The 18,174-nt window shown below is 72.4% G+C and carries 15 protein-coding genes; 10 read left to right on the forward strand and 5 right to left on the reverse strand.

Features of this window, described 5'->3' with window-relative positions:
- Positions 1 to 4: 4 nt before the first annotated feature.
- From BLQ67_RS08765 to BLQ67_RS08780, 4 genes are read right to left on the reverse strand one after another with little or no spacing between them, the layout of a single operon-like run.
- The gene (locus BLQ67_RS08765; RefSeq protein ID WP_092504286.1) at positions 5 to 838 is read right to left on the reverse strand and encodes a carbohydrate ABC transporter permease; all 834 of its coding nucleotides are present in this window, start codon (positions 836 to 838) and stop codon (positions 5 to 7) included.
- A complete protein-coding gene (locus tag BLQ67_RS08770) occupies positions 835 to 2,001 on the reverse strand; it encodes a carbohydrate ABC transporter permease (RefSeq protein ID WP_092504287.1) in 1,167 nt (388 codons plus the stop codon). The genes BLQ67_RS08765 and BLQ67_RS08770 overlap by 4 nt, the downstream gene beginning before the upstream one ends.
- A gap of 4 nt (positions 2,002 to 2,005) precedes the next feature.
- On the reverse strand, positions 2,006 to 3,238 hold the full coding sequence (locus BLQ67_RS08775) for a sugar ABC transporter substrate-binding protein (RefSeq protein WP_092504289.1): 1,233 nt from the start codon (positions 3,236 to 3,238) through the stop codon (positions 2,006 to 2,008).
- Positions 3,235 to 4,245, reverse strand: a complete 1,011-nt coding sequence (locus BLQ67_RS08780; RefSeq protein ID WP_172802280.1) for a LacI family DNA-binding transcriptional regulator — start codon at positions 4,243 to 4,245, stop codon at positions 3,235 to 3,237. Before BLQ67_RS08780 ends, BLQ67_RS08775 begins: the two co-directional genes overlap by 4 nt.
- A 127-nt stretch (positions 4,246 to 4,372) precedes the next feature.
- Between BLQ67_RS08780 and BLQ67_RS08785 the strand changes: the two genes are divergently transcribed.
- Positions 4,373 to 6,262, forward strand: a complete 1,890-nt coding sequence (locus BLQ67_RS08785; RefSeq protein WP_231945003.1) for a glycogen debranching N-terminal domain-containing protein — start codon at positions 4,373 to 4,375, stop codon at positions 6,260 to 6,262.
- 234 nt (positions 6,263 to 6,496) lie between these two features.
- Here BLQ67_RS08785 and BLQ67_RS08790 read toward each other — a convergent pair whose 3' ends face one another.
- Positions 6,497 to 7,333, reverse strand: coding sequence for a PhzF family phenazine biosynthesis protein (locus BLQ67_RS08790; protein ID WP_092504293.1), 837 nt, complete (start codon positions 7,331 to 7,333; stop codon positions 6,497 to 6,499).
- A 77-nt stretch (positions 7,334 to 7,410) separates the two neighbouring features.
- Between BLQ67_RS08790 and BLQ67_RS08795 the strand changes: the two genes are divergently transcribed.
- From BLQ67_RS08795 to BLQ67_RS08835, 9 genes are all read left to right on the forward strand, one after another.
- Positions 7,411 to 8,145 (forward strand): 3-keto-5-aminohexanoate cleavage protein, encoded by a 735-nt coding sequence (locus BLQ67_RS08795; RefSeq protein ID WP_092504295.1) that lies wholly within the window; start codon positions 7,411 to 7,413, stop codon positions 8,143 to 8,145.
- A 149-nt stretch (positions 8,146 to 8,294) separates the two neighbouring features.
- A complete protein-coding gene (locus BLQ67_RS08800; protein WP_092504297.1) occupies positions 8,295 to 9,239 on the forward strand; it encodes an NADP-dependent oxidoreductase in 945 nt (314 codons plus the stop codon).
- 530 nt (positions 9,240 to 9,769) lie between these two features.
- Positions 9,770 to 10,612, forward strand: coding sequence for a sugar phosphate isomerase/epimerase family protein (locus BLQ67_RS08805; RefSeq protein ID WP_092506860.1), 843 nt, complete (start codon positions 9,770 to 9,772; stop codon positions 10,610 to 10,612).
- On the forward strand, positions 10,609 to 11,634 hold the full coding sequence (locus tag BLQ67_RS08810; protein ID WP_092504299.1) for a Gfo/Idh/MocA family protein: 1,026 nt from the start codon (positions 10,609 to 10,611) through the stop codon (positions 11,632 to 11,634). Before BLQ67_RS08805 ends, BLQ67_RS08810 begins: the two co-directional genes overlap by 4 nt.
- Positions 11,631 to 12,797, forward strand: coding sequence for a Gfo/Idh/MocA family protein (locus BLQ67_RS08815; RefSeq protein WP_092504301.1), 1,167 nt, complete (start codon positions 11,631 to 11,633; stop codon positions 12,795 to 12,797). The genes BLQ67_RS08810 and BLQ67_RS08815 overlap by 4 nt, the downstream gene beginning before the upstream one ends.
- Positions 12,798 to 12,918: 121 nt before the next feature.
- Entirely contained in the window at positions 12,919 to 14,448 is a 1,530-nt protein-coding gene (locus BLQ67_RS08820) for an ABC transporter substrate-binding protein (RefSeq protein WP_092504303.1), read from the forward strand.
- 69 nt (positions 14,449 to 14,517) lie between these two features.
- On the forward strand, positions 14,518 to 15,459 hold the full coding sequence (locus BLQ67_RS08825; protein ID WP_092504305.1) for an ABC transporter permease: 942 nt from the start codon (positions 14,518 to 14,520) through the stop codon (positions 15,457 to 15,459).
- Positions 15,456 to 17,297: a dipeptide/oligopeptide/nickel ABC transporter permease/ATP-binding protein gene (locus BLQ67_RS08830; protein WP_092504307.1), complete on the forward strand. Its 1,842-nt coding sequence runs from the start codon at positions 15,456 to 15,458 to the stop codon at positions 17,295 to 17,297. The genes BLQ67_RS08825 and BLQ67_RS08830 overlap by 4 nt, the downstream gene beginning before the upstream one ends.
- Positions 17,294 to 18,157 (forward strand): ATP-binding cassette domain-containing protein, encoded by an 864-nt coding sequence (locus BLQ67_RS08835; RefSeq protein ID WP_092504309.1) that lies wholly within the window; start codon positions 17,294 to 17,296, stop codon positions 18,155 to 18,157. The genes BLQ67_RS08830 and BLQ67_RS08835 overlap by 4 nt, the downstream gene beginning before the upstream one ends.
- Positions 18,158 to 18,174 lie beyond the last annotated feature (17 nt).

Below are 18,174 nucleotides of genomic sequence, written 5' to 3' on the forward strand. Positions count from 1 at the left end.
CGCCCTACCCCTTCTCCGCACCCTCCGTCGTCGACATGATGCGGCGCTGGAAGACGAAGAACACGATCGCGACCGGGATCGTCATGAGCACGGCGGCGGCGAGCTTCAGCGGGAACTGGCTGCCCGAGCCGAGCTGGCCCGACACGAGGGATGCGACGCCCGTCGTGAGCGTGTTGAGCTCGGGGCTCTGGCGCGAGACGACGAAGTGGGCGAACTCGTTCCACGAGCCCTGGAACGACAGGATCGTGAGCGTCACGAGCGCGGGCGCCGCCATGGGCAGCGTCACCGACCAGAAGGTGCGGAAGACGCCGGCGCCGTCGATGCGTGCCGCCTCCTCGATCGACACGGGGATCGAGTCGAAGAACTGCTTCATGATGAAGATGCCCGCCGCATCCGCCAGCAGCGGGATGATCATGCCCGCGTACGAGTCGTAGAGCGAGAGCTCCTTGAGCACGAGGAAGCGCGGCACCATGAGCACGACGGTCGGCACGGCCATGACGCCGATGAAGAGCCCGAACACCCACGACCGCCCGCGGAAGCGGAGCCGCGAGAGCGCGTAGCCGGCGAGCGAGTCGAAGAAGACGCGACCGAGGGTCACGGAGAGCGTGACGATGACGGAGTTCACGCCCCACAGGCCGATGTCCGTGCCGGTGAACAGCCGCTCGTAGGCGGCGAACGTCGGCGTCTCGGGGATGAGCGACAGCGGCTGCGCCACGGCCTCGCCGTCGGTCTTGAACGATGACGCGACGGAGATGAGGAACGGGTACAGGTAGGCGACGGCGAGCAGGATCAGCACGACGTAGCCGGCGACGAGCCCGGCGGTCACACGTTGCCTCATGCGCCCGTCCCCTTGCCCGATGCCCCGGCTCTCAGTCGCGCGGTGCCCTGCGCGACGCCGCCGTCGGCGCTCGCGATCGTGCGCGGACCGCGGCGCCAGAACGGCTTCGACGGCTCGTCGCGGTCGCGCAGGATGAACCGCTGCAGCAGCGAGAACGCGATGATGATGAGGAAGAGCACGAACGCGATCGCGGCGGCGATGCCGGGCTCGTTCTCGGTGAACGCCTGGTCGTACGCCATGTACGCGGGGCTCGTCAGCGTCGCCGCCGCGGGGGTGCCGCGCGTGAGGTACACCTGGTCGAACACCTGCCACGTGCCGATGAGGCCCAGCGTCAGCACGGTGAAGAGCACGGGCCGCAGCATCGGCAGCGTCACGCTGAAGAACGCCTGGCGGGGGCTCGCGCCATCCATGACCGCGGCCTCGCCGATCTCGGCGCCCACCGACTGCAGCCCCGCGAGGAACAGCAGCATGAAGGTGCCGGAGGTCGTGAAGACGGCCATGACGATGAGCACGAGCTGCGCGACCGACGGGCCGGCCGCCCACTCCCACGCGCTCTGCCCGAGGAATCCGGGCTCGCCCCATCCGCCCGGCTGCCCGCCGCCGAGCGCGCCCACGATCACGTGCACGACGCCGCGCGGGTCGGCCATCCAGTTGGGGCCGTCGACCTGCAGCCACGCGAGCACGGCGTTGACGGCGCCGGATGCCTGGAACAGGAAGAGGAAGACGCCGGTGATGGCGATGGACGACGTCACCGACGGGAAGTAGAACGCGGTGCGGAAGAAGCCCTTCGCACGCAGCAGGCGCCGGTTCACCTGCACGGCGAGGAAGAGCGAGAGCGCCGTCTGCAGCGGCACGACGAGCAGCACGTAGAAGAGGTTGTTGCGCAGCGCGCGACCGAAGAGGTCGCGCGTGAGCCGGTCGTCGGTCGTGATCGCCTGGTAGTTCTCGAGCCCGACGACGTCGACGCGGTCGTTGAACAGTGGCGAGTTGCGGCCGTTCCAGTCGGTGAACGACACGAACAGGGCCAGCAGGATCGGCGCGATGAGGAAGACGCCCACGATCACGAGGGCGGGCGAGACGAACAGCCAGCCGGCTGCCGTCTCGCCGCCGCGCGTGCTCCCGCGACGTCGCACCCGCGCCGTCGCGGGAGCACGCGTTGCCATCAGGTCACTCCACCTCGGACCAGGCGTCCTCGAGCTGCCCCTGCAGCGTCGTGAGGATCGCCTGCGGATCGGCCGTCGCGAGCGTCGGCACCACCGTGTTGAACTCGCCGACCACCTCGGAGGCACCGGGGAACGCGATGGGGCTCACCGCGTAGTCGGCGCCGGCGACGAAGGCCGCGTTCTCGGGGTAGGTCTCCGCGTACGTCGCCGCAGCGGACTCCGTCGAGGGGATGACGCCGAACGCGTCGGAGAACGCGAGCTGCTGGTCGTCGCTCGTGAGGAACTCGACGAGGCTCGCCGCATCCTCGGCCGTGTCGGCACCCTCGGGGATGCCCCAGCAGTTCGAGAACGTGTACGTGCCCTGGCCGCCGGGGCCCGCGGGCAGCTCGGCGATCTGGTAGCTGACGTCGGGGAAGTCGTTCTCGAGCGCGCCCGCGATCCACGGACCCTCGATGACCATCGCCGCCTGCTGGTTGCCGAACGCCTCGCCGCCCCAGCCGGCGCCGAGGTCGGCGGGCCATGCGAGCGAGCCGGCGGTGAGCAGGCCCTGCAGGTAGGTCAGCGCCTCGACGTTCTCGGGGCTGTCGGCCGTGACCTCGTCGTCGGTCATGAGACCGCCGCCCGCCTGCTCCATGAAGACGCCGACGCGTGCGTACTCGGCACCCATCGACAGGCCGACCGTGTCATCGGTCGTCAGGGTCTGCGCCACCGTGGCGAGGGAATCCCAGTCGGTGGGGATGTCGGCGTCGGTCAGGCCGGCAGCCGCCCACAGGTCGGTGTTGATGACGAGGCCGAGGGTCGAGAAGTCCTTCGGGTCGCAGATGAGCTCGCCGTCGTACGAGAACGTGTCGGCGAGCGCCGGGTAGAAGTCGCCCGCGTTGTCGAGGCCCGCCGCGTACGGCTCGAGGTAGTCGTCGGCCGCGTACGTCTGGAACTGGTCCCACGACATGTAGAAGAGGTCCGGCGGGATGTCGCCCGCGAAGCCCTGCGCGAGCTCCTGGCCGAGGTCCGAGGCCACGACGACCTCCACGGCGATGCCCGACTCCTCGGTCCACGCGTCGACGGCGGCCTGCACGGCCTGCGTCTCGGCGTCGCCCGACGTGCCGATGAGCACCTGCAGCGGCTCGTCGCCGCCGCCTCCGCTGCCGCCGCCCGAGCAGCCGGCGAGCGCGATGGCTCCGATGCCGGTGATCGCTGCGATCTGCAGGGCGCGTCCTTGCCTCCTGCGATGCGTCATGATGCATCCTTCCCGTCGGCGTGCGCCGACTGCTGTGCCGGGAGTCCCCAGCGTGGGTTCGCGCGCCGGTGCAGGCGCGGGGTCACGAGACGGTGGGCGGGCTCGCCGTGCAGCAGCTCGAGCACGGCTGCGGCGACGGCGCCCAGGTTCTGGTCGATGCTCGAGAAGCCGAGGCCCGCGGCGACGCCCGTGTCGTCGAAGCCGACGACGGGCACGGATGCGTCGGCCCGCGAGAGCGCGCCGATCGCGCCGAGTGCGAGGGTGTCGGAGGCGCACACGATGCTCGTGGCGCCGGCGGCGAGCAGCTCGGCGGCGGCGGCCTGCGCCTCGGCGGGGTCGTCGTGCACGGCGCGGTCGAGGTCGGGCTCGAGGCCCGCTGCCGTCATCGCGTCGCGCCAGCCGCCGCGGCGCTCGTCGCCCGCGCCCGATCCCTCCGGCCAGCCGAGGAACGCGACGCGGTCGCCGGTCGCGAGGCTCGCCTCGGTGGCCTCGCGCGTGCCTGCGCGGCCGTCGACGTCGACCCACGAGTGCGGCGCCGATCCGTCATCCCACGGGCGGCCGAAGGCGACGAAGGGGATGCCGGCCTCGGCGAGCGCGTCGACGCGGCGGTCGCGGTGGTCGGTCGAGGTGAGCACGAACGCGTCGGCGAGGCTGCGCTGCGACAGCGACCGGATCTGCGCGACCTCGGCGTCGGCGTCGTCGGCCGTGAACACGAGCACGTGCCGGTCGACGCCCGCGGCCTGCTCGGTGACGGCATGCAGGAAGCGGTCGAGCAGCACGCCGTGGATGCCGTCGTCGTGCCGCTCGAGGCGGATGCCGATCGTGCGTGCCGACGACGTGCGCAGGCGGCGCGCGTGGAGGTTGGGGGCGTAGCCGAGCTCGGCGACGGCGGCCATGACGCGCTCGAGGGTCGCGGGGTGCACGATGCGCGGGGTGTTGATCGCGTTCGACACGGTCTGGCGAGAGACGCCGGCCTTCGCGGCCACGTCGGCGAGCGTCGCGCTCATCCCGCACCTCCTCGTGCCTCGCATCCCGCCGTCGTGGCGTGGATTCGATCGATCCATTTGATCGTTCCAACGAAGGTAGCGTACGGTGGCGGAGCACGCCAGCCCTACCCGAACCCGGAGGTCGACGGTGACCGACAGCGCGCACGGCAGGCAGCCGCTGCTGCACGAGGAGCTCGTCGTGCTCCACGCCCCCACGCAGGTCTGGTCGGCCCCGACCGGCGACGTGGGCGGCATGCCCATCCACGGCGTCTTCCACGCCGACGCCCGCGTGATCGACGAGCTGCGCGTCGAGGTCGGTGGCGAGGTGCCCGAGCCGATCGGCGCGTCGTCGACCGCGTCGTCGGCGACGTTCACCGCCGTCGCGAGGAACGTCGACGACCGCACGCCCGACCCGCGCGTGCGCGTCGAGCGGCACCGCGTCGTCGGCGCCGGCTCCGTCGTGGAGCACGTCGCGATCGTCAACGCGCTCGACGCCGCGATCGACACGACCGTCACCTACGTCGTCGGCGTCGACGCCAGCGACCTGCAATCGGTGAAGTCGGGTGTGCCCACCGGCATCGAGCCGACGATCGTCGAGCGGCCCGGCATCGTCGTCGCGACCCACGCATCCCGCACGCTCGAGCTCGACGCATCCGGCGCCGACGTCGCCGTGCTCGGCCGCCGCGTCGCGCTCACGTGGCCCGTGCACGTGCCCGCCCACGGTCGCGCCGAGGTGGCGCTGCGCCTGCGCGTCTCGGATGCCGGCCAGGTCGTCGCGCCCTACGGCGGCGACGCCGTGCTGCGCCGTCTGCCCGCGACGGGTGACGCGCGCCTCGACCGCTGGGCCGACCTCGCGCTCGCCGACCTCGACGCGCTCGTCACGACGCGCCCCGGCCACGGCGACGAGCCGTTCCTCGCCGCCGGCGCCCCGTGGTTCCTCACGCTCTTCGGCCGCGATACCCTCATCGCCGCGCGCCTGCTGCTGCCGGTGGATGCGGGCCTCGCGCTCGGCACGCTGCGCACGCTCGCGCGCCTGCAGGGCGCCGCGGTCGACCCCGGCTCCGCCGAGCAGCCGGGCAAGATCCTGCACGAGATCCGCGACGGCGTCTTCACGATGCCGGGCGAGGGCATCGCGCTGCCGCCCGTCTACTACGGCACGGTCGACGCGACGCCGCTGTGGGTCGTGCTGCTGGGGCGCGCGCTCGCCGCCGGCGCCATCGGCCTCGAGGACGTGCGCGAGCTGCGCGGCACGCTCGAGGGTGCGCTCGCGTGGATGCGCGACTTCGGCGACCCGACCGGCACCGGCTTCCTGCACTACCGCGACGAGCTCGGCACGGGCCTCGCGAACCAGGGCTGGAAGGACTCGGGCGACTCGATCCGCTTCCACGACGGCGGCATCGCCGAGGGGCCGATCGCGCTCGCCGAGGTGCAGGCGCAGGCGTACGAGGCCGCGGTGGTCGGTGCTGGGCTGCTGGATGCGCTCGACGGCGACGGCGCCGGGGATGCGTGGCGCGTGTGGGCTGCGGACATGGCGGTGCGGTTCCGCGACCGGTTCTGGGTCACGCGCGGCGATCGGCGATTCCTGGCGATCGCGCTCGACGGTGCTGGCCGGCCGGTGGACTCGCGCACGTCCAACATGGGCCAGTGCATCGGCACGGGCATCCTGACCGCCGACGAGGAGGCGGAGGTCGCCGCGCAGCTGGTGGCTTCGGACATGGCCTCGCGGTGGGGCCTGCGCACGATGGCGACCGACGAGGGCGGCTTCTGGCCGCTGTCGTACCACTGCGGCTCGGTGTGGCCGCACGACACGGGCGTCGTCATCGAGGGGATGCTGCGGGCCGGGCTGCGGTCGGAGGCTGCTGCGCTGTCGACGCGTCTGCTGGATGCGGCGGAGGCGTTCTCGTGGCGCATGCCCGAGCTCTTCTCGGGCGACGACCTCGCCTCGCCGATCGCCTACCCCGCCTCGTGCCGCCCCCAGGCGTGGAGCGCGGCGGCGGTGGTCGCGGTGGCGGAGGCCCTCGCGCAGCCCGCTCCTTGAGGTGCGAGCGGAGCGAGCCTCGAAGGGTGCCGCTCGGCTGACGTCCTCTGGAGGGACCCTTCGAGGCTCGCCCTTCGGGCTCGCACCTCAGGGAGCGGTGGGAAGCGTCGCGCCAAGGGACCGTTCCTTGAGGTGCGAGCGGAGCGAGCCTCGAAAGGTGCCTTACGACTGACGGCTCTCGGAGGGACCCTTCGAGGCTCGCCCTTCGGGCTCGCACCTCAGGGAGCGCGGGAGTCAGACCCCGATCGTGCCCTCGATCGCGACCGTGCACGCGCCGCCGACCCAGACGGCGCCCGCCGCGTCGGTCGAGATGGCGATCTCGCCCGCCCGCTGCAGCCTGGCGCCCTGCGAGACCGTGTACGGCGCCGACGCGACGCCGGCACCCGTCATCCACTGCGCCGCGCTCGCGTTCATCGAGCCGCACACCGGATCCTCGGGCACGCCGACGCCCGGCGCGAAGGCGCGCAGCTCGAACGCGTGCGGCGAGCCCTCGGGGTAGGCGCCGATCGCGCCGACCATGGCGTCGGGGATGCGCGACAGGTCGGGCTCGAGCGCCAGCACCTCGTCGGCCGAGTCGAGCCGCACGATGCACCAGCCGGGGCCGTTGTCGATCCACTGGTGGTCGACGATCGCGGCCCGCTCGATGCCGAACGCGGCGGCGATCGCATCCACCTCGTCCTCGTCGATCGCTCCCGACCGCACCGTCGGCGGCGCCTCGAACGACAGGATGCCGCCCGATCGGCGGATGCGCACGAGGCCCGCGCCGCACTCCTGCACGACGTCGTCGCCCGCGGGCTCGCCGCCGGCGTGCAGCCACGCCGCGGCCGAGCCGAGCGTCGGATGCCCCGCGAACGGCAGCTCGCCGCCGGGCGTGAAGATGCGCAGCCGGTAGTCGGCGCCGTCGCGCGTCGGCGGCAGCACGAAGGTCGTCTCCGACAGGTTCGTCCAGCGGGCGATGCGCTGCATGTCGTCGTCGCCGATGCCGTCGGCATCGAGCACGACGGCGACGGGGTTGCCGAGGAACGGCGTCGACGAGAACACGTCGACCTGGGCGAAGCGATGCTGCGGCATCCGGCCAGCGTAGGTCGGCGCTCGCGTTCCACTCGGCCCCTCGTGGACGTCGCGGCGCGCGGCTAGGCTCGGCGCCCATGACGCATCCGCTGCGGCTGCAGGCGTGCTGCAACGGCACCCGATCGGCGCCCGGGCTCGCGCCCGAGTCGGCAGCGGCGCTCGCAGCGGCCGCCGCCGAGGTGGTGCACCACGTCGAGGGCGTGCACGTGCACCCGAGGGATGCGACGGGCCGCGACTCGCTCGCCGCCGACGACGTCGACGCGACCGTCGCCGCCGTCCGTGCTGCGGCGCCGACGCTCGAGGTCGGCGTCACGACCGGCGCGTGGGCGATGCCCGACGTCGACGATCGCCTCCGTGCGATCGCGTCGTGGACGACGCTGCCCGACGTCGCCTCGGTGAACTGGCACGAGCCCGGCGCCGACGAGGTCGCCGCCGCCCTGCTCGACCGCGGCGTCGGCGTCGAGGCGGGCATCTGGCACGCCGAAGGGCTCGCGGCCTGGCTCGCGTCGCCCGTGCGCGACCGCGTCACGCGCGTGCTGGTCGAGGTGCAGCCGATGGCCGAGGCGGCCGCGCTCGCGACCGCCCGCGAGCTCGTCGACGCCGTCGCCGCAGCCTCGTCGGCGCCGATCCTGCTGCACGGCGAGGACGAGAGCGCGTGGCCCGTGCTGCGCGAGGCCGCCCGCCGCGGGCTCGCGACGCGCATGGGCCTCGAGGATGCGCTGCTGCTGCCCGACGGCTCGGTCGCGAGCGGCAATCGCGCGCTCGTCGAGGCGGCGATCGAGGTGCGACGGGTCGTGGCCGGCACGGGGTGACGCTCAGCGCACCTTCATCGGCATATCGCAAGGCAACCCACGCTCAGCGTCACCTCGTGCCACGGCTCGGCCCGCAGCGAACGCCCCCTGCCCGCGCGACCGCATCCGCGGAAGACTGGAGGCCGACGAATCGACACGAGGAGCGAGCGATGGCGCAGCAGATCCAGTACACCGAGTTCGGCGAGCCCGAGGTCATGCACCTCGTCGACGTGCCGCAGCCGACCGCCGGCGACGGCGAGGTCGTCGTGGCCGTGCGCGCCGCGGGCGTGAACCCGCTCGACTCGAAGCTGCGCTCAGGCGCCCGCGCGTCGGGCGAGATCACGACGCCGCGCGTGCCCGGCGGGGATGCGGCGGGCGAGGTCGTGGAGGTCGGCGCCGGCGTCGCCGGCTGGGCGGTCGGCGACCGCGTCGTCGTGCAGAACGCCCGCGGCGCGTATGCGACCCACACCGTCGCGACGCCGCAGCAGCTGCACGCGCTGCCCGACGCCGTCACGTTCGAGCAGGGCGCCGCGATGGGCATCCCAGCCTCCACGGCGTACCAGGGGCTCGTCGAGCTCGAGCTGCGCGCCGGCGAGACGCTGCTCATCCACGCCGGCTCGGGCGCCGTCGGCCAGGCGGCGATCCAGCTGGGCGTGCTGCAGGGCGCGACGGTGATCGCGACCGGCAGCGAGGCGAACCACGACCGCATCCGTGCGCTCGGCGCGACGCCCGTCGCCTACGGGCCGGGCCTGCTCGACCGCGTGCGCGAGGCCGCACCCGGTGGCGTCGACGTGATCTACGACTGCGTCGGCACCGAGGAGTCGATGGCGGTCTCGGCGCAGCTCGTCGCCGACCCGCACCGCATCGGCACCATCGTCTGGAGCCCCGCCGCGGCCGCGCTCGGCGTGCAGGGATGGATGGGCGGCAAGCCCGAGCCGCTCTCGGAGCGCACGATCCAGCTGCGGCACGAGGCGTACCCGGTCGTGCTCGGGCGCATGGCGTCGGGCTCGTTCGAGGTCGAGGTCGCGAAGGTGCTGCCGCTCGCGGAGGCCGCCGAGGCGCAGCGCCTCAACGTCGCGAACGCGGTGCGCGGCAAGATCCTGCTGGTGCCGTAGCCCCCGGGGCCAACCTCGCCGGCAGCTGGTCGAGGAGGCCCCGAGCGCAGCGAGGTGCCGTCACGAGACCACGTGAGATGCGCGCCCGACGCGACCATGCACGTGGCTGCGCGGGAGCGGCGGTCGCGTGGTCTCGTGACGCGTGCTCGCTGCGCTCGCGCGCTCCTCGACCAGCTGGTGGGGGAGTGCCCGCCCATGACCGCTCCTCGAGGTGCGAGCGGAGCGAGCCTCGAAAGGTGCCCACGGGCTGACGTCAACCGGAGGGACCCTTCGAGGCTCGCCCTTCGGGCTCGCACCTCAGGGAGCGGTGGTGGGCGTCCCCCGAGGCGTCGCCGTCGTCTCGGGACGCCATCTCGCGCGCCACCGCGCGGCGATTCCGACAACCGCTTGCCAACCAGCGAGGGCGCGGAATCCCGCCACGCCGACGAGTTTTGGCAAACGGTTGCACAAACGACGACGCGCCCGTACGCTCGGGGCATCCGGTCATGGCGGCCGGCACCTACCCCGACGACGTGGAGGCTCGAGCAGCGATGACGACGACGACCTGGACGCTCTCCGGATTCGGCGACGAGATCGATCCCGATCCTCGCATCCAGGTGGCCGTCCTCCAGGCGCTCGGCGCTCGTGCGATCGAGGTGCGCAGCGCGTGGGGCGTGAACGTCGTCGAGCTCGACGACCAGCAGCTCGAGGAGCTCGCGGGCATCCTCGAGACCGCCGGCATGACCGTCTCGGCCGTCGCCTCGCCGATCGGCAAGGTGCCGCTCGACGCCCCCATCGCGGACGAGGTCGCGCGGCTCGAGCGCATCGTGCGCGTCGCCCACCGCCTCGGCGCCCGCTTCATCCGCGTCTTCAGCTTCTACCCCGCCGAGGGCACCGATCCCGACGACGCGCACGACGCGACCGTCGCATCCATGCGCGCCCTCGCCGACACGGCCCACGCGGCGAACCTCGTGCTGCTGCACGAGAACGAGAAGGGCATCTACGGCGACACCCCCGAGCGCGTGCACGCGATGGTCACGGCCGTCGACTCGCCCGCCCTGCGCCTCGCGTGGGACAGCGCGAACTTCGTGCAGGTCGGCGTCGAGCACCCGCACGACGACGGCTGGGCGCTGCTCGCCCCCTACGTCGACTACCTGCAGGTGAAGGATGCGCTCGCCGCGACCGGCGAGGTCGTGCCCGCGGGGCAGGGCCAGGGCCAGGTCGCGAAGACCGTCGCCGCCCTGCGCGACGCCGGCTACGAGGGCTTCGTGTCGCTCGAGCCGCACCTGGCCGAGGGCCACGAGCTCGGCGGCTTCTCGGGGCCGTTCGCGTTCGGCGATGCGGCGCGCGCGCTGCACGCCATCGCCGACGAGGCGGGGATCGCGCTGCGATGAGCACGGTGCGGGCAGCGGTGGTCGGCGTCGGCGACGTCTCGGTCGTGCACCTCGACGCCATCGTCGCGCGCGCAGGGTCGACCCTCGTGGCCATCGCCGACCGCGACCCCGTGCGCCGCGAGGCCGCCGCCGAGGCGTGGGGCGTGCCCGGCTACGCCGACGTCGAGTCGCTGCTCGAGACGGAGGCCGTCGACGTCGTGCACGTGTGCACGCCGCACGACCAGCACGAGCCCGTCGCGACCGCGGTGCTCGCGTCGGGCGCGAGCGTGCTCGTCGAGAAGCCGCTCGCCGACTCACCCGCCGCCGCCCGTCGCCTCGCCGAGGCGGCCGAGCACAGCGCCGGCATCCTCGGCGTCACGTACCAGAACCGCTACAACGCGGCATCGCAGGCCGCGAAGGCGTTGCTCGAGCGCGGCGACCTCGGCGCCGTGCTCGGTGCCTCGGCCGTCGTGCACTGGCACCGCGCCCCCGCCTACTACGAGGCGGCGCCGTGGCGCGGCACGTGGGCCGGCGGCGGTGGCGGCCTGCTCATGAACCAGGCCATCCACACGCTCGACCTCGTGCTGTGGCTGCTCGGCCCCGCCGCGCGCGTCGACGGCACCGCATCCACGCGCGTGCTGGGCGACGTCATCGAGGTCGAGGACACCGCCGACGTGCGCATCACCCACGAGTCGGGCGCGACGAGCATCCTCTCGGCCACGAACGCGCACGTGCGCAACGCGCCCGTGCGCATCGAGATCGTCACCGAGCACGCCGTGCTGCACCTCGAGCAGGGCCTCACCATCACCCACGCCGACGGCCGCGTCGAGCGCGTCGACGAGCCGCCGCTGCCCACGGGCCCCCGCGGCTACTGGGGCGTCTCGCACCAGCTGCTCGTCGACGCCTTCCACGGCGCCGTCGAGCGCGGCGAGCCGTTCTGGATCGACGCGAGCGAGGGCCTGCCCGCGCTCGACGCCATCGCGGCCGTCTACGACCAGTCCTTCCCCCACCGACCCCAGACCACGCAAGGAGGCTCGCGATGACCGCGACCGTCAGGATCGGCATCGTCGGATACGGCGCCCAGGGCCGCATGTACGCCGGCTTCATCGCCGAGGGCAAGGTGCCGAGCATGGTGATCGGCGCCATCGTCGACACTGACCCGGCCGTGCGCGCGAAGGCCGCCGCCGAGCATCCCGACGTGCCCGTGCTCGAGTCGCTCGAGGCCCTCATCGAGGCGGGCATCGCCGACGCCGTCGTCACGACCGTGCCGCACTACCTGCACCCCGAGATGGGCATCGCCGCCCTCGAGGCCGGCCTGCACGCGCTCGTCGAGAAGCCCGCGGGCGTCTACACGCGCCAGGTGAAGCGCCTCAACGAGCTCGCCGCATCCAAGCCCGAGCTCACGTTCGCGATCATGTTCAACCAGCGCAACAACCCGCTGTACCGACGCCTCAAGGAGATCGTCGACGCCGGCGAGATCGGCGCCATCCGCCGCACGAACTGGATCATCACGACCTGGTGGCGCCCGCAGGGCTACTACGACCAGTCGGAGTGGCGTGCGACGTGGGGCGGCGAGGGCGGCGGCGTGCTCGTGAACCAGGCGCCGCACCAGCTCGACCTGTGGCAGTGGATCTGCGGCGTGCCGAAGTCGGTCTACGCGAAGGTCGCATACGGCTTCCGCCGCGACATCGCCACCGAGGACGAGGTCACGGCCGTCGTCGACTACGGCGACGGCGCCACGGGCGTCTTCGTCACGGCGACGCACGACCTCGTCGGCACCGACCGGTTCGAGATCCTCGGCGACAAGGGAAAGATCGTCGTCGAGGGCTCGAAGACCGCCACGGTCACGCGCCTCGTCGACGACGAGCGCACCCTCAGCGAGGGCATGACGATGGAGCACGTCGTCGGCATGTTCCGTGGCGAGTTCGACCCGACGACCCTGTACACGCAGGAGACCATCGAGTTCGAGTCGGTCTGGGGCGGCCAGCACGCCGGCGTGCTCGAGAACTTCGCCCAGGCCATCCTCGGCGGCGAGCCGCTGCTCGCGCCCGGCGCCGACGGCATCGCGGGCGTGCGCCTCGCGAACGCGATCCACCTCTCGAGCTGGACGGGCCGCGAGGTCTCGCTCGACTTCGACGAGGACGAGTACCTGACCGAGCTGAACAGCCGGATCGAGCAGGAGGGACGGTTCGCAGCACGAGCCTGACCGGCAGGCGCCCCACCTGCAGGCGCCTGCACCCGCCGCTCGCCACCCCGGCGACCGGCACGGCGATCGAAGGGGTCGCCACATCCCCACGACGCAACGACGCGTTGCACAGGAGTGAACCATGAAGAGCACTGCACTGAAGGCGGGCGCCGTCGGCGTCGCAGCCACGCTCGCGCTCGCCGGATGCGGCGGCGGAGGAGGAGGCGGCGGCGCCGCGGATCCGTCGGGCGCGACCCTCTCGATCGGCATGACGAACGACGTCATGGACTGGGATCCGGGCCAGGCGCACGTCGGCCACCTGCTGCAGCCGTACCAGGCGGCGTACGACACGCTCATCCTGCGCGAGCCCGACGGCGAGTACTCGCCGATGCTCGCCACCGAGTGGGAGTACGACGACACGAACACGGTGCTCACGATGTCGCTGCGCGACGACGTGACGTTCAGCGACGGCGAGCAGTTCGACGCGGATGCCGTGGTCGCCAACCTCGAGCACTTCCAGGCAGACAACGGTCGCCAGGCGGCGCAGCTGCGCTCGTTCGCGGGCGCCGAGGCGATCGACGCCACGACGGTCGAGATCACGCTCACGCAGGCCGACCCGGCGTTCGAGTACTTCCTGAGCCAGGCGGCAGGCCTCATGGGCAGCCCCGCAGCGCTCGACGGCGACGAGATCGGCGCCGTGCCCGTGGGCAGCGGCCCGTACGTCATGGACACCGCCGCGACCCAGGCCGGCTCGCAGTACGTCTTCACCCCGCGCGAGGACTACTGGAACCCCGACCTGCAGCTGTTCTCGAGCATCACGTTCCGCCCGCTCGTCGACGTCACCGCCCGCGTCAACGCCCTCGCCTCCGGCCAGGTCGACGCGACGATCGTCAACGCCCCGTCGGTCGCGCAGCTCGAGGGCTCCGGCTTCACGCTCGTCGCCCAGCCCGTCGACTGGAGCGGCCTGCTGCTCTTCGACCGCGACGGCAGCATGGTGCCCGCCCTCGGCGACGTGCGCGTGCGCCAGGCGATCAACTACGCCGTCGACCGGCAGACGCTGCTCGACGCCGTGCAGCTCGGCTACGGCGAGACGACGGCGCAGCCGTTCGGCCCCACCACGGGTGCGTTCGACGAGGAGCTCGAGGACGCGTACCCGTACGACCCCGAGCGGGCGCGCGAGCTGCTCGCCGAGGCCGGCTACTCGTCGGGCGTGACCATCCAGGTGCCGTCGGTGGGCCAGTTCGAGTCGTACATCGCGGCGCTGCGCCAGCAGCTCGGCGACGTCGGCATCACGCTCGAGCCCGTGCCGATCCCCGACCAGGAGCTCGTCACCGAGATCTCCAGCGGCGACTACCCCGTGGGCCTCTTCCAGATGTTCCAGGGCGAGCCGTGGGTCGCGATCCAGCAGATCATCTCGACCGACGCGCTCTACAACTCGCGCGACTCCATGACGCCCGAGCTGCAGGCGCTCATCGACGCCGTGCAGGCGGCGCCGACGCCTGAGGAGAGCGACGCGGCGGCCCAGGAGGTCAACCGGTACGTCGTGGAGAACGCGTGGTTCGTGCCCGTGTTCCGCCCCGACCAGCTGTACTTCGTCGACGCCGACATCACGGTGGAGCCGCAGATCCAGATGGCCGTGCCCTCCATCTACAACTTCGCCCCGGCGAGCTGATCCCCGCGGGGCGGTGCCGCCCAGGCGCCGCCCCGCACCCACCATGACCGCATCGACGAAGGGGTCGACGTGCTGACCTTCACCCTGAAGAGGCTCGGATCGGGCGTGCTGCTGCTCGCCGTGATCAGCGCCATCGCCTACGCGCTGCTGTTCGCCTCCGGCACGAACATCGCGCGCAACATCCTCGGCGAGACCGCCACCGAGGAGCAGGTGCTGCTGAAGCAGCAGGAGCTCGGCCTCGACCGACCGCTGTGGGAGCAGTACGGCGACTGGGTCACCTCCGCCATCACGGGCGACCTCGGCCGCTCGTGGTTCGGCGCCGAGACCGTCGCCGGCGCCGTCGCCTCGCGGCTGCCCGTGACGCTCACGCTCATCGTCGCGGCCATCCTCCTCACGGCCCTGCTCGCCACCGCGCTCGGCGTCACCGCCGCCGTGAAGCGCGGATGGGTCGACCGCACCCTGCAGGTGTCGGCCGTCGTCGGCGACGCCATCCCCGGCTTCGTGCTCGCGATCGCCCTCGTGTTCGTCTTCGCGCTGCAGCTGCGGCTGCTGCCCGCCATCTCCACGATCGCGCCGGGCGCGGGAGCCCAGGCGTGGATCACCTCCCTCTCGCTGCCGATCATCGCGATCGTCGTCAACGCCGTCACGTCGAGCGCGCAGCAGATCCGCTCGGCCGTCATCGCCCAGTACGAGCGCGACTTCGTGCGCACGCTCCGCAGTCGCGGCCTCGGCGAGCGCGAGATCCTGCTGAAGCACGTGCTGCGCGGCGCCTCGCCCGCCGGCCTCACGGTGCTGAGCCTGCAGTTCATCGGCATGCTCGGCGGCGTCGTGATCATCGAGCGCATCTTCGCGATCCCCGGCATCGGCAACCTCGCCGTCACCGCGACGCAGGTCGGCGACGTGCCCATCGTCATGGGCGTCGTGCTCTACACCGTCGTGATCGTCGTCATCGTCAACCTGCTCGTCGATCTGCTGAACGGCTGGCTCAACCCGAAGGTGCGTGTCGCATGACCTCCGCTCTCGACGGCCTCACCGACGCCGCCACCTCGTCGGTGCGCCCGCACATCCTGCGGCGCCTGCTGCGCAACCCGCTCGCGGTCATCTCGTCGACGATCCTGGCGATCCTCTTCGTGCTCGCGCTCATCGGGCCGATGATCGCCCCGTACGGGCAGAACTTCGCCGACGTCGCCCAGCCGCTCGCCGACCCGTCGTCGGCGCACTGGCTCGGCACCGACTCCGCCGGCCGCGACGTCGTGAGCCGCCTGCTGTTCGGCACGCAGCTCACGATCCTCTCGGCCATAGTCTGCGCGGCCGTCGCCATCGCGATCGGCCTGCCAGCAGGCCTGCTCGCCGGCTACTACGGCGGCCGCTTCGACGGCGTCGCCGGCTGGATCGCCGGCATGCTCATGAGCCTGCCGAGCATCATCGTGCTGCTCGCGGTGCGCTCGGCGCTCGGGCCGTCGGTGTGGATCAGCATGCTCATCTTCGGCATCATGCTGAGCCCCGGCTACTTCCGCCTCACCCGATCCGCGGTGCAGTCGGTGCGCGGCGAGCTCTACGTCGATGCTGCCCGCGTCGCGGGGCTGTCGGATGCGCGCATCATCGCGCGCCACATCCTGTCGGTCGTGCGCGCGCCCATCATCATCCAGACGGCCATCGTCGTCGGCGTCGCGATCTCGATCCAGGCGGGCCTGCAGTTCCTCGGCCTCGGCGACCCGAGCGAGGCCAGCTGGGGCTCGATGGTCAACGACGGCTTCCGCAACCTGTTCAACGCGCCGGGCCTCATCGTGCCGCCCGTCGTGCTCATCGGCGCGACGATCGGTGCGCTCGTGCTGCTGGCCAACGGCATCCGCGACGCGCTCGAGGACCGTGCGAAGGGCAAGCGCAAGCGGTCGACGAAGGACATCGCGACGGGGGCGATCACGGTCGTGACGCCCGTGCAGCAGGCGGGCCGCGCGCCCGCCGTGGGCGACGAGGCGGCGCCGTCCGGCGACGAGCTGCTGCGCGTCGACGGCATCGGCATCGGCTACCGCAAGCCCGACGGCTCGCTCCGCACCGTCGTCGACGACGTGTCGTTCACGGTCGCACGCGGCGAGGTCGTGGGCATCGTCGGCGAGTCGGGCTCCGGCAAGTCGCAGACGGCGTTCGCGATCCTCGGGCTGCTGCCCGACGATGCCGAGATCGTCTCGGGCTCCATCGAGTTCGACGGCACCCGCACCCTCGCCGAGGGGCAGACGAAGGTCGACCAGTCGATCGTGCGTACCCTGCGCGGCAAGCGCATCGCGTACATCCCGCAGGAGCCGATGTCGAACCTCGACCCGAACTTCACCGTCGGGCACCAGCTCGTGCGGCCCCTGCAGGTCACGAAGAGGATGACCAAGGCGGCCGCGAGGGCGCGCGCGCTCGAGCTGCTCGCCATGGTCGGCATCAAGGATCCGCAGCGCACGTTCGACGCGTATCCGCACGAGATCTCGGGTGGCATGGCGCAGCGCGTGCTCATCGCCGGCGCCGTCGCCGGCGAGCCCGACCTCATCATCGCCGACGAGCCGACCACGGCCCTCGACGTGACGGTGCAGGCCGAGGTGCTCGACGTGCTGCGCGACCTGCAGCACCGCCTGGGCATGGGCATGGTGCTCGTGACCCACAACTTCGGCGTCGTCGCCGACATCGCCGACCGCGTCGTCGTGATGCAGGCCGGCCGCGTCGTCGAGACCGGCTCCGTGCGCTCGGTGCTGCGCGAGCCCGAGCATCCGTACACGCAGATGCTGCTCGGGTCGATGCTCGAGGGCAAGGAGCCCATGACGCTCCTCACCGCCGATGGCGGACGCAGGGCAGGAGGCCCCCGATGACCAGTCCGCTGCTGACGGTCGACGAGCTCGTCGTCGAGTACCCGCGCAAGGGTCTGCGCGCCAAGCCCAACCGGGTGCTGCAGGGGGTCTCGATCGCGATCGAGGAGGGCAAGACCCTCGGGCTCGTGGGCGAGTCCGGCTCGGGCAAGACGACCCTCGGTCGTGCGCTGCTGGGCCTCGCGCCCGTCACGGGCGGCACGATCACGTTCGACGGGCGCGACATCAGCCATCCGTCGCGTCGCGAGCGTCGCGCGCTGAGCCGCGACGTGCAGGTGGTGTTCCAGGATCCGTACTCGTCGCTCAACCCCGCGATGCCCGTCGGCGAGATCCTCGCCGAGCCGCTCGTCGTGCAGGGCATCGGCGGCTCGGAGGCGAAGGCGCGCATCGCCGAGCTGCTCGACCAGGTCGGGCTGCCGACGGATGCGTCGAGCCGTCTGCCGCGCGAGTTCTCGGGCGGCCAGCGGCAGCGCGTCGCCATCGCCCGCGCCCTCGCGCTGAGGCCGCGCCTGATCGTGTGCGACGAGGCCGTCAGCGCCCTCGACCTGTCGACCCAGGCGCGCGTGCTCGACCTGTTCCTGCGCATCCAGCAGGACACGGGCGTCGCCTACCTCTTCATCTCCCACGACCTCGACGTCGTGCGCCACATCAGCCACGACGTCGCCGTGCTCAACCACGGCGTCATCGTGGAGCAGGGGCCGGCGAAGCAGGTGACGGAGGATCCGCAGGACGCGTACACGAAGCGGCTGCTGCTCGCCTCGCCCGTGCCCGACCCTGATCGACAGGCGCAGCGTCGTGCCGAGCGCAAGGCGCTCATCGCCGAGACCGATGCGGCGCGGCTCGCGTCGGTCGACGCGGGCTAGCATGGACGCTGCTCTGC

It is taken from the genome of Agrococcus jejuensis (assembly GCF_900099705.1).
GTDB lineage: Bacteria > Actinomycetota > Actinomycetes > Actinomycetales > Microbacteriaceae > Agrococcus > Agrococcus jejuensis.

Excerpts from the sequence above, each read along its gene's own strand:
- BLQ67_RS08805 (WP_092506860.1), top strand. The coding sequence starts at position 9,770 with ATGACGACGACGACCTGGACGCTCTCCGGATTCGGCGACGAGATCGAT.
- BLQ67_RS08775 (WP_092504289.1), bottom strand. The coding sequence starts at position 3,238 with ATGACGCATCGCAGGAGGCAAGGACGCGCCCTGCAGATCGCAGCGATC.
- BLQ67_RS08795 (WP_092504295.1), top strand. The coding sequence starts at position 7,411 with ATGACGCATCCGCTGCGGCTGCAGGCGTGCTGCAACGGCACCCGATCG.
- BLQ67_RS08765 (WP_092504286.1), bottom strand. The coding sequence starts at position 838 with ATGAGGCAACGTGTGACCGCCGGGCTCGTCGCCGGCTACGTCGTGCTG.
- BLQ67_RS08830 (WP_092504307.1), top strand. The coding sequence starts at position 15,456 with ATGACCTCCGCTCTCGACGGCCTCACCGACGCCGCCACCTCGTCGGTG.
- BLQ67_RS08820 (WP_092504303.1), top strand. The coding sequence starts at position 12,919 with ATGAAGAGCACTGCACTGAAGGCGGGCGCCGTCGGCGTCGCAGCCACG.
- BLQ67_RS08780 (WP_172802280.1), bottom strand. The coding sequence starts at position 4,245 with ATGAGCGCGACGCTCGCCGACGTGGCCGCGAAGGCCGGCGTCTCTCGC.
- BLQ67_RS08770 (WP_092504287.1), bottom strand. The coding sequence starts at position 2,001 with ATGGCAACGCGTGCTCCCGCGACGGCGCGGGTGCGACGTCGCGGGAGC.
- BLQ67_RS08790 (WP_092504293.1), bottom strand. The coding sequence starts at position 7,333 with ATGCCGCAGCATCGCTTCGCCCAGGTCGACGTGTTCTCGTCGACGCCG.
- BLQ67_RS08800 (WP_092504297.1), top strand. The coding sequence starts at position 8,295 with ATGGCGCAGCAGATCCAGTACACCGAGTTCGGCGAGCCCGAGGTCATG.
- BLQ67_RS08815 (WP_092504301.1), top strand. The coding sequence starts at position 11,631 with ATGACCGCGACCGTCAGGATCGGCATCGTCGGATACGGCGCCCAGGGC.
- BLQ67_RS08835 (WP_092504309.1), top strand. The coding sequence starts at position 17,294 with ATGACCAGTCCGCTGCTGACGGTCGACGAGCTCGTCGTCGAGTACCCG.
- BLQ67_RS08810 (WP_092504299.1), top strand. The coding sequence starts at position 10,609 with ATGAGCACGGTGCGGGCAGCGGTGGTCGGCGTCGGCGACGTCTCGGTC.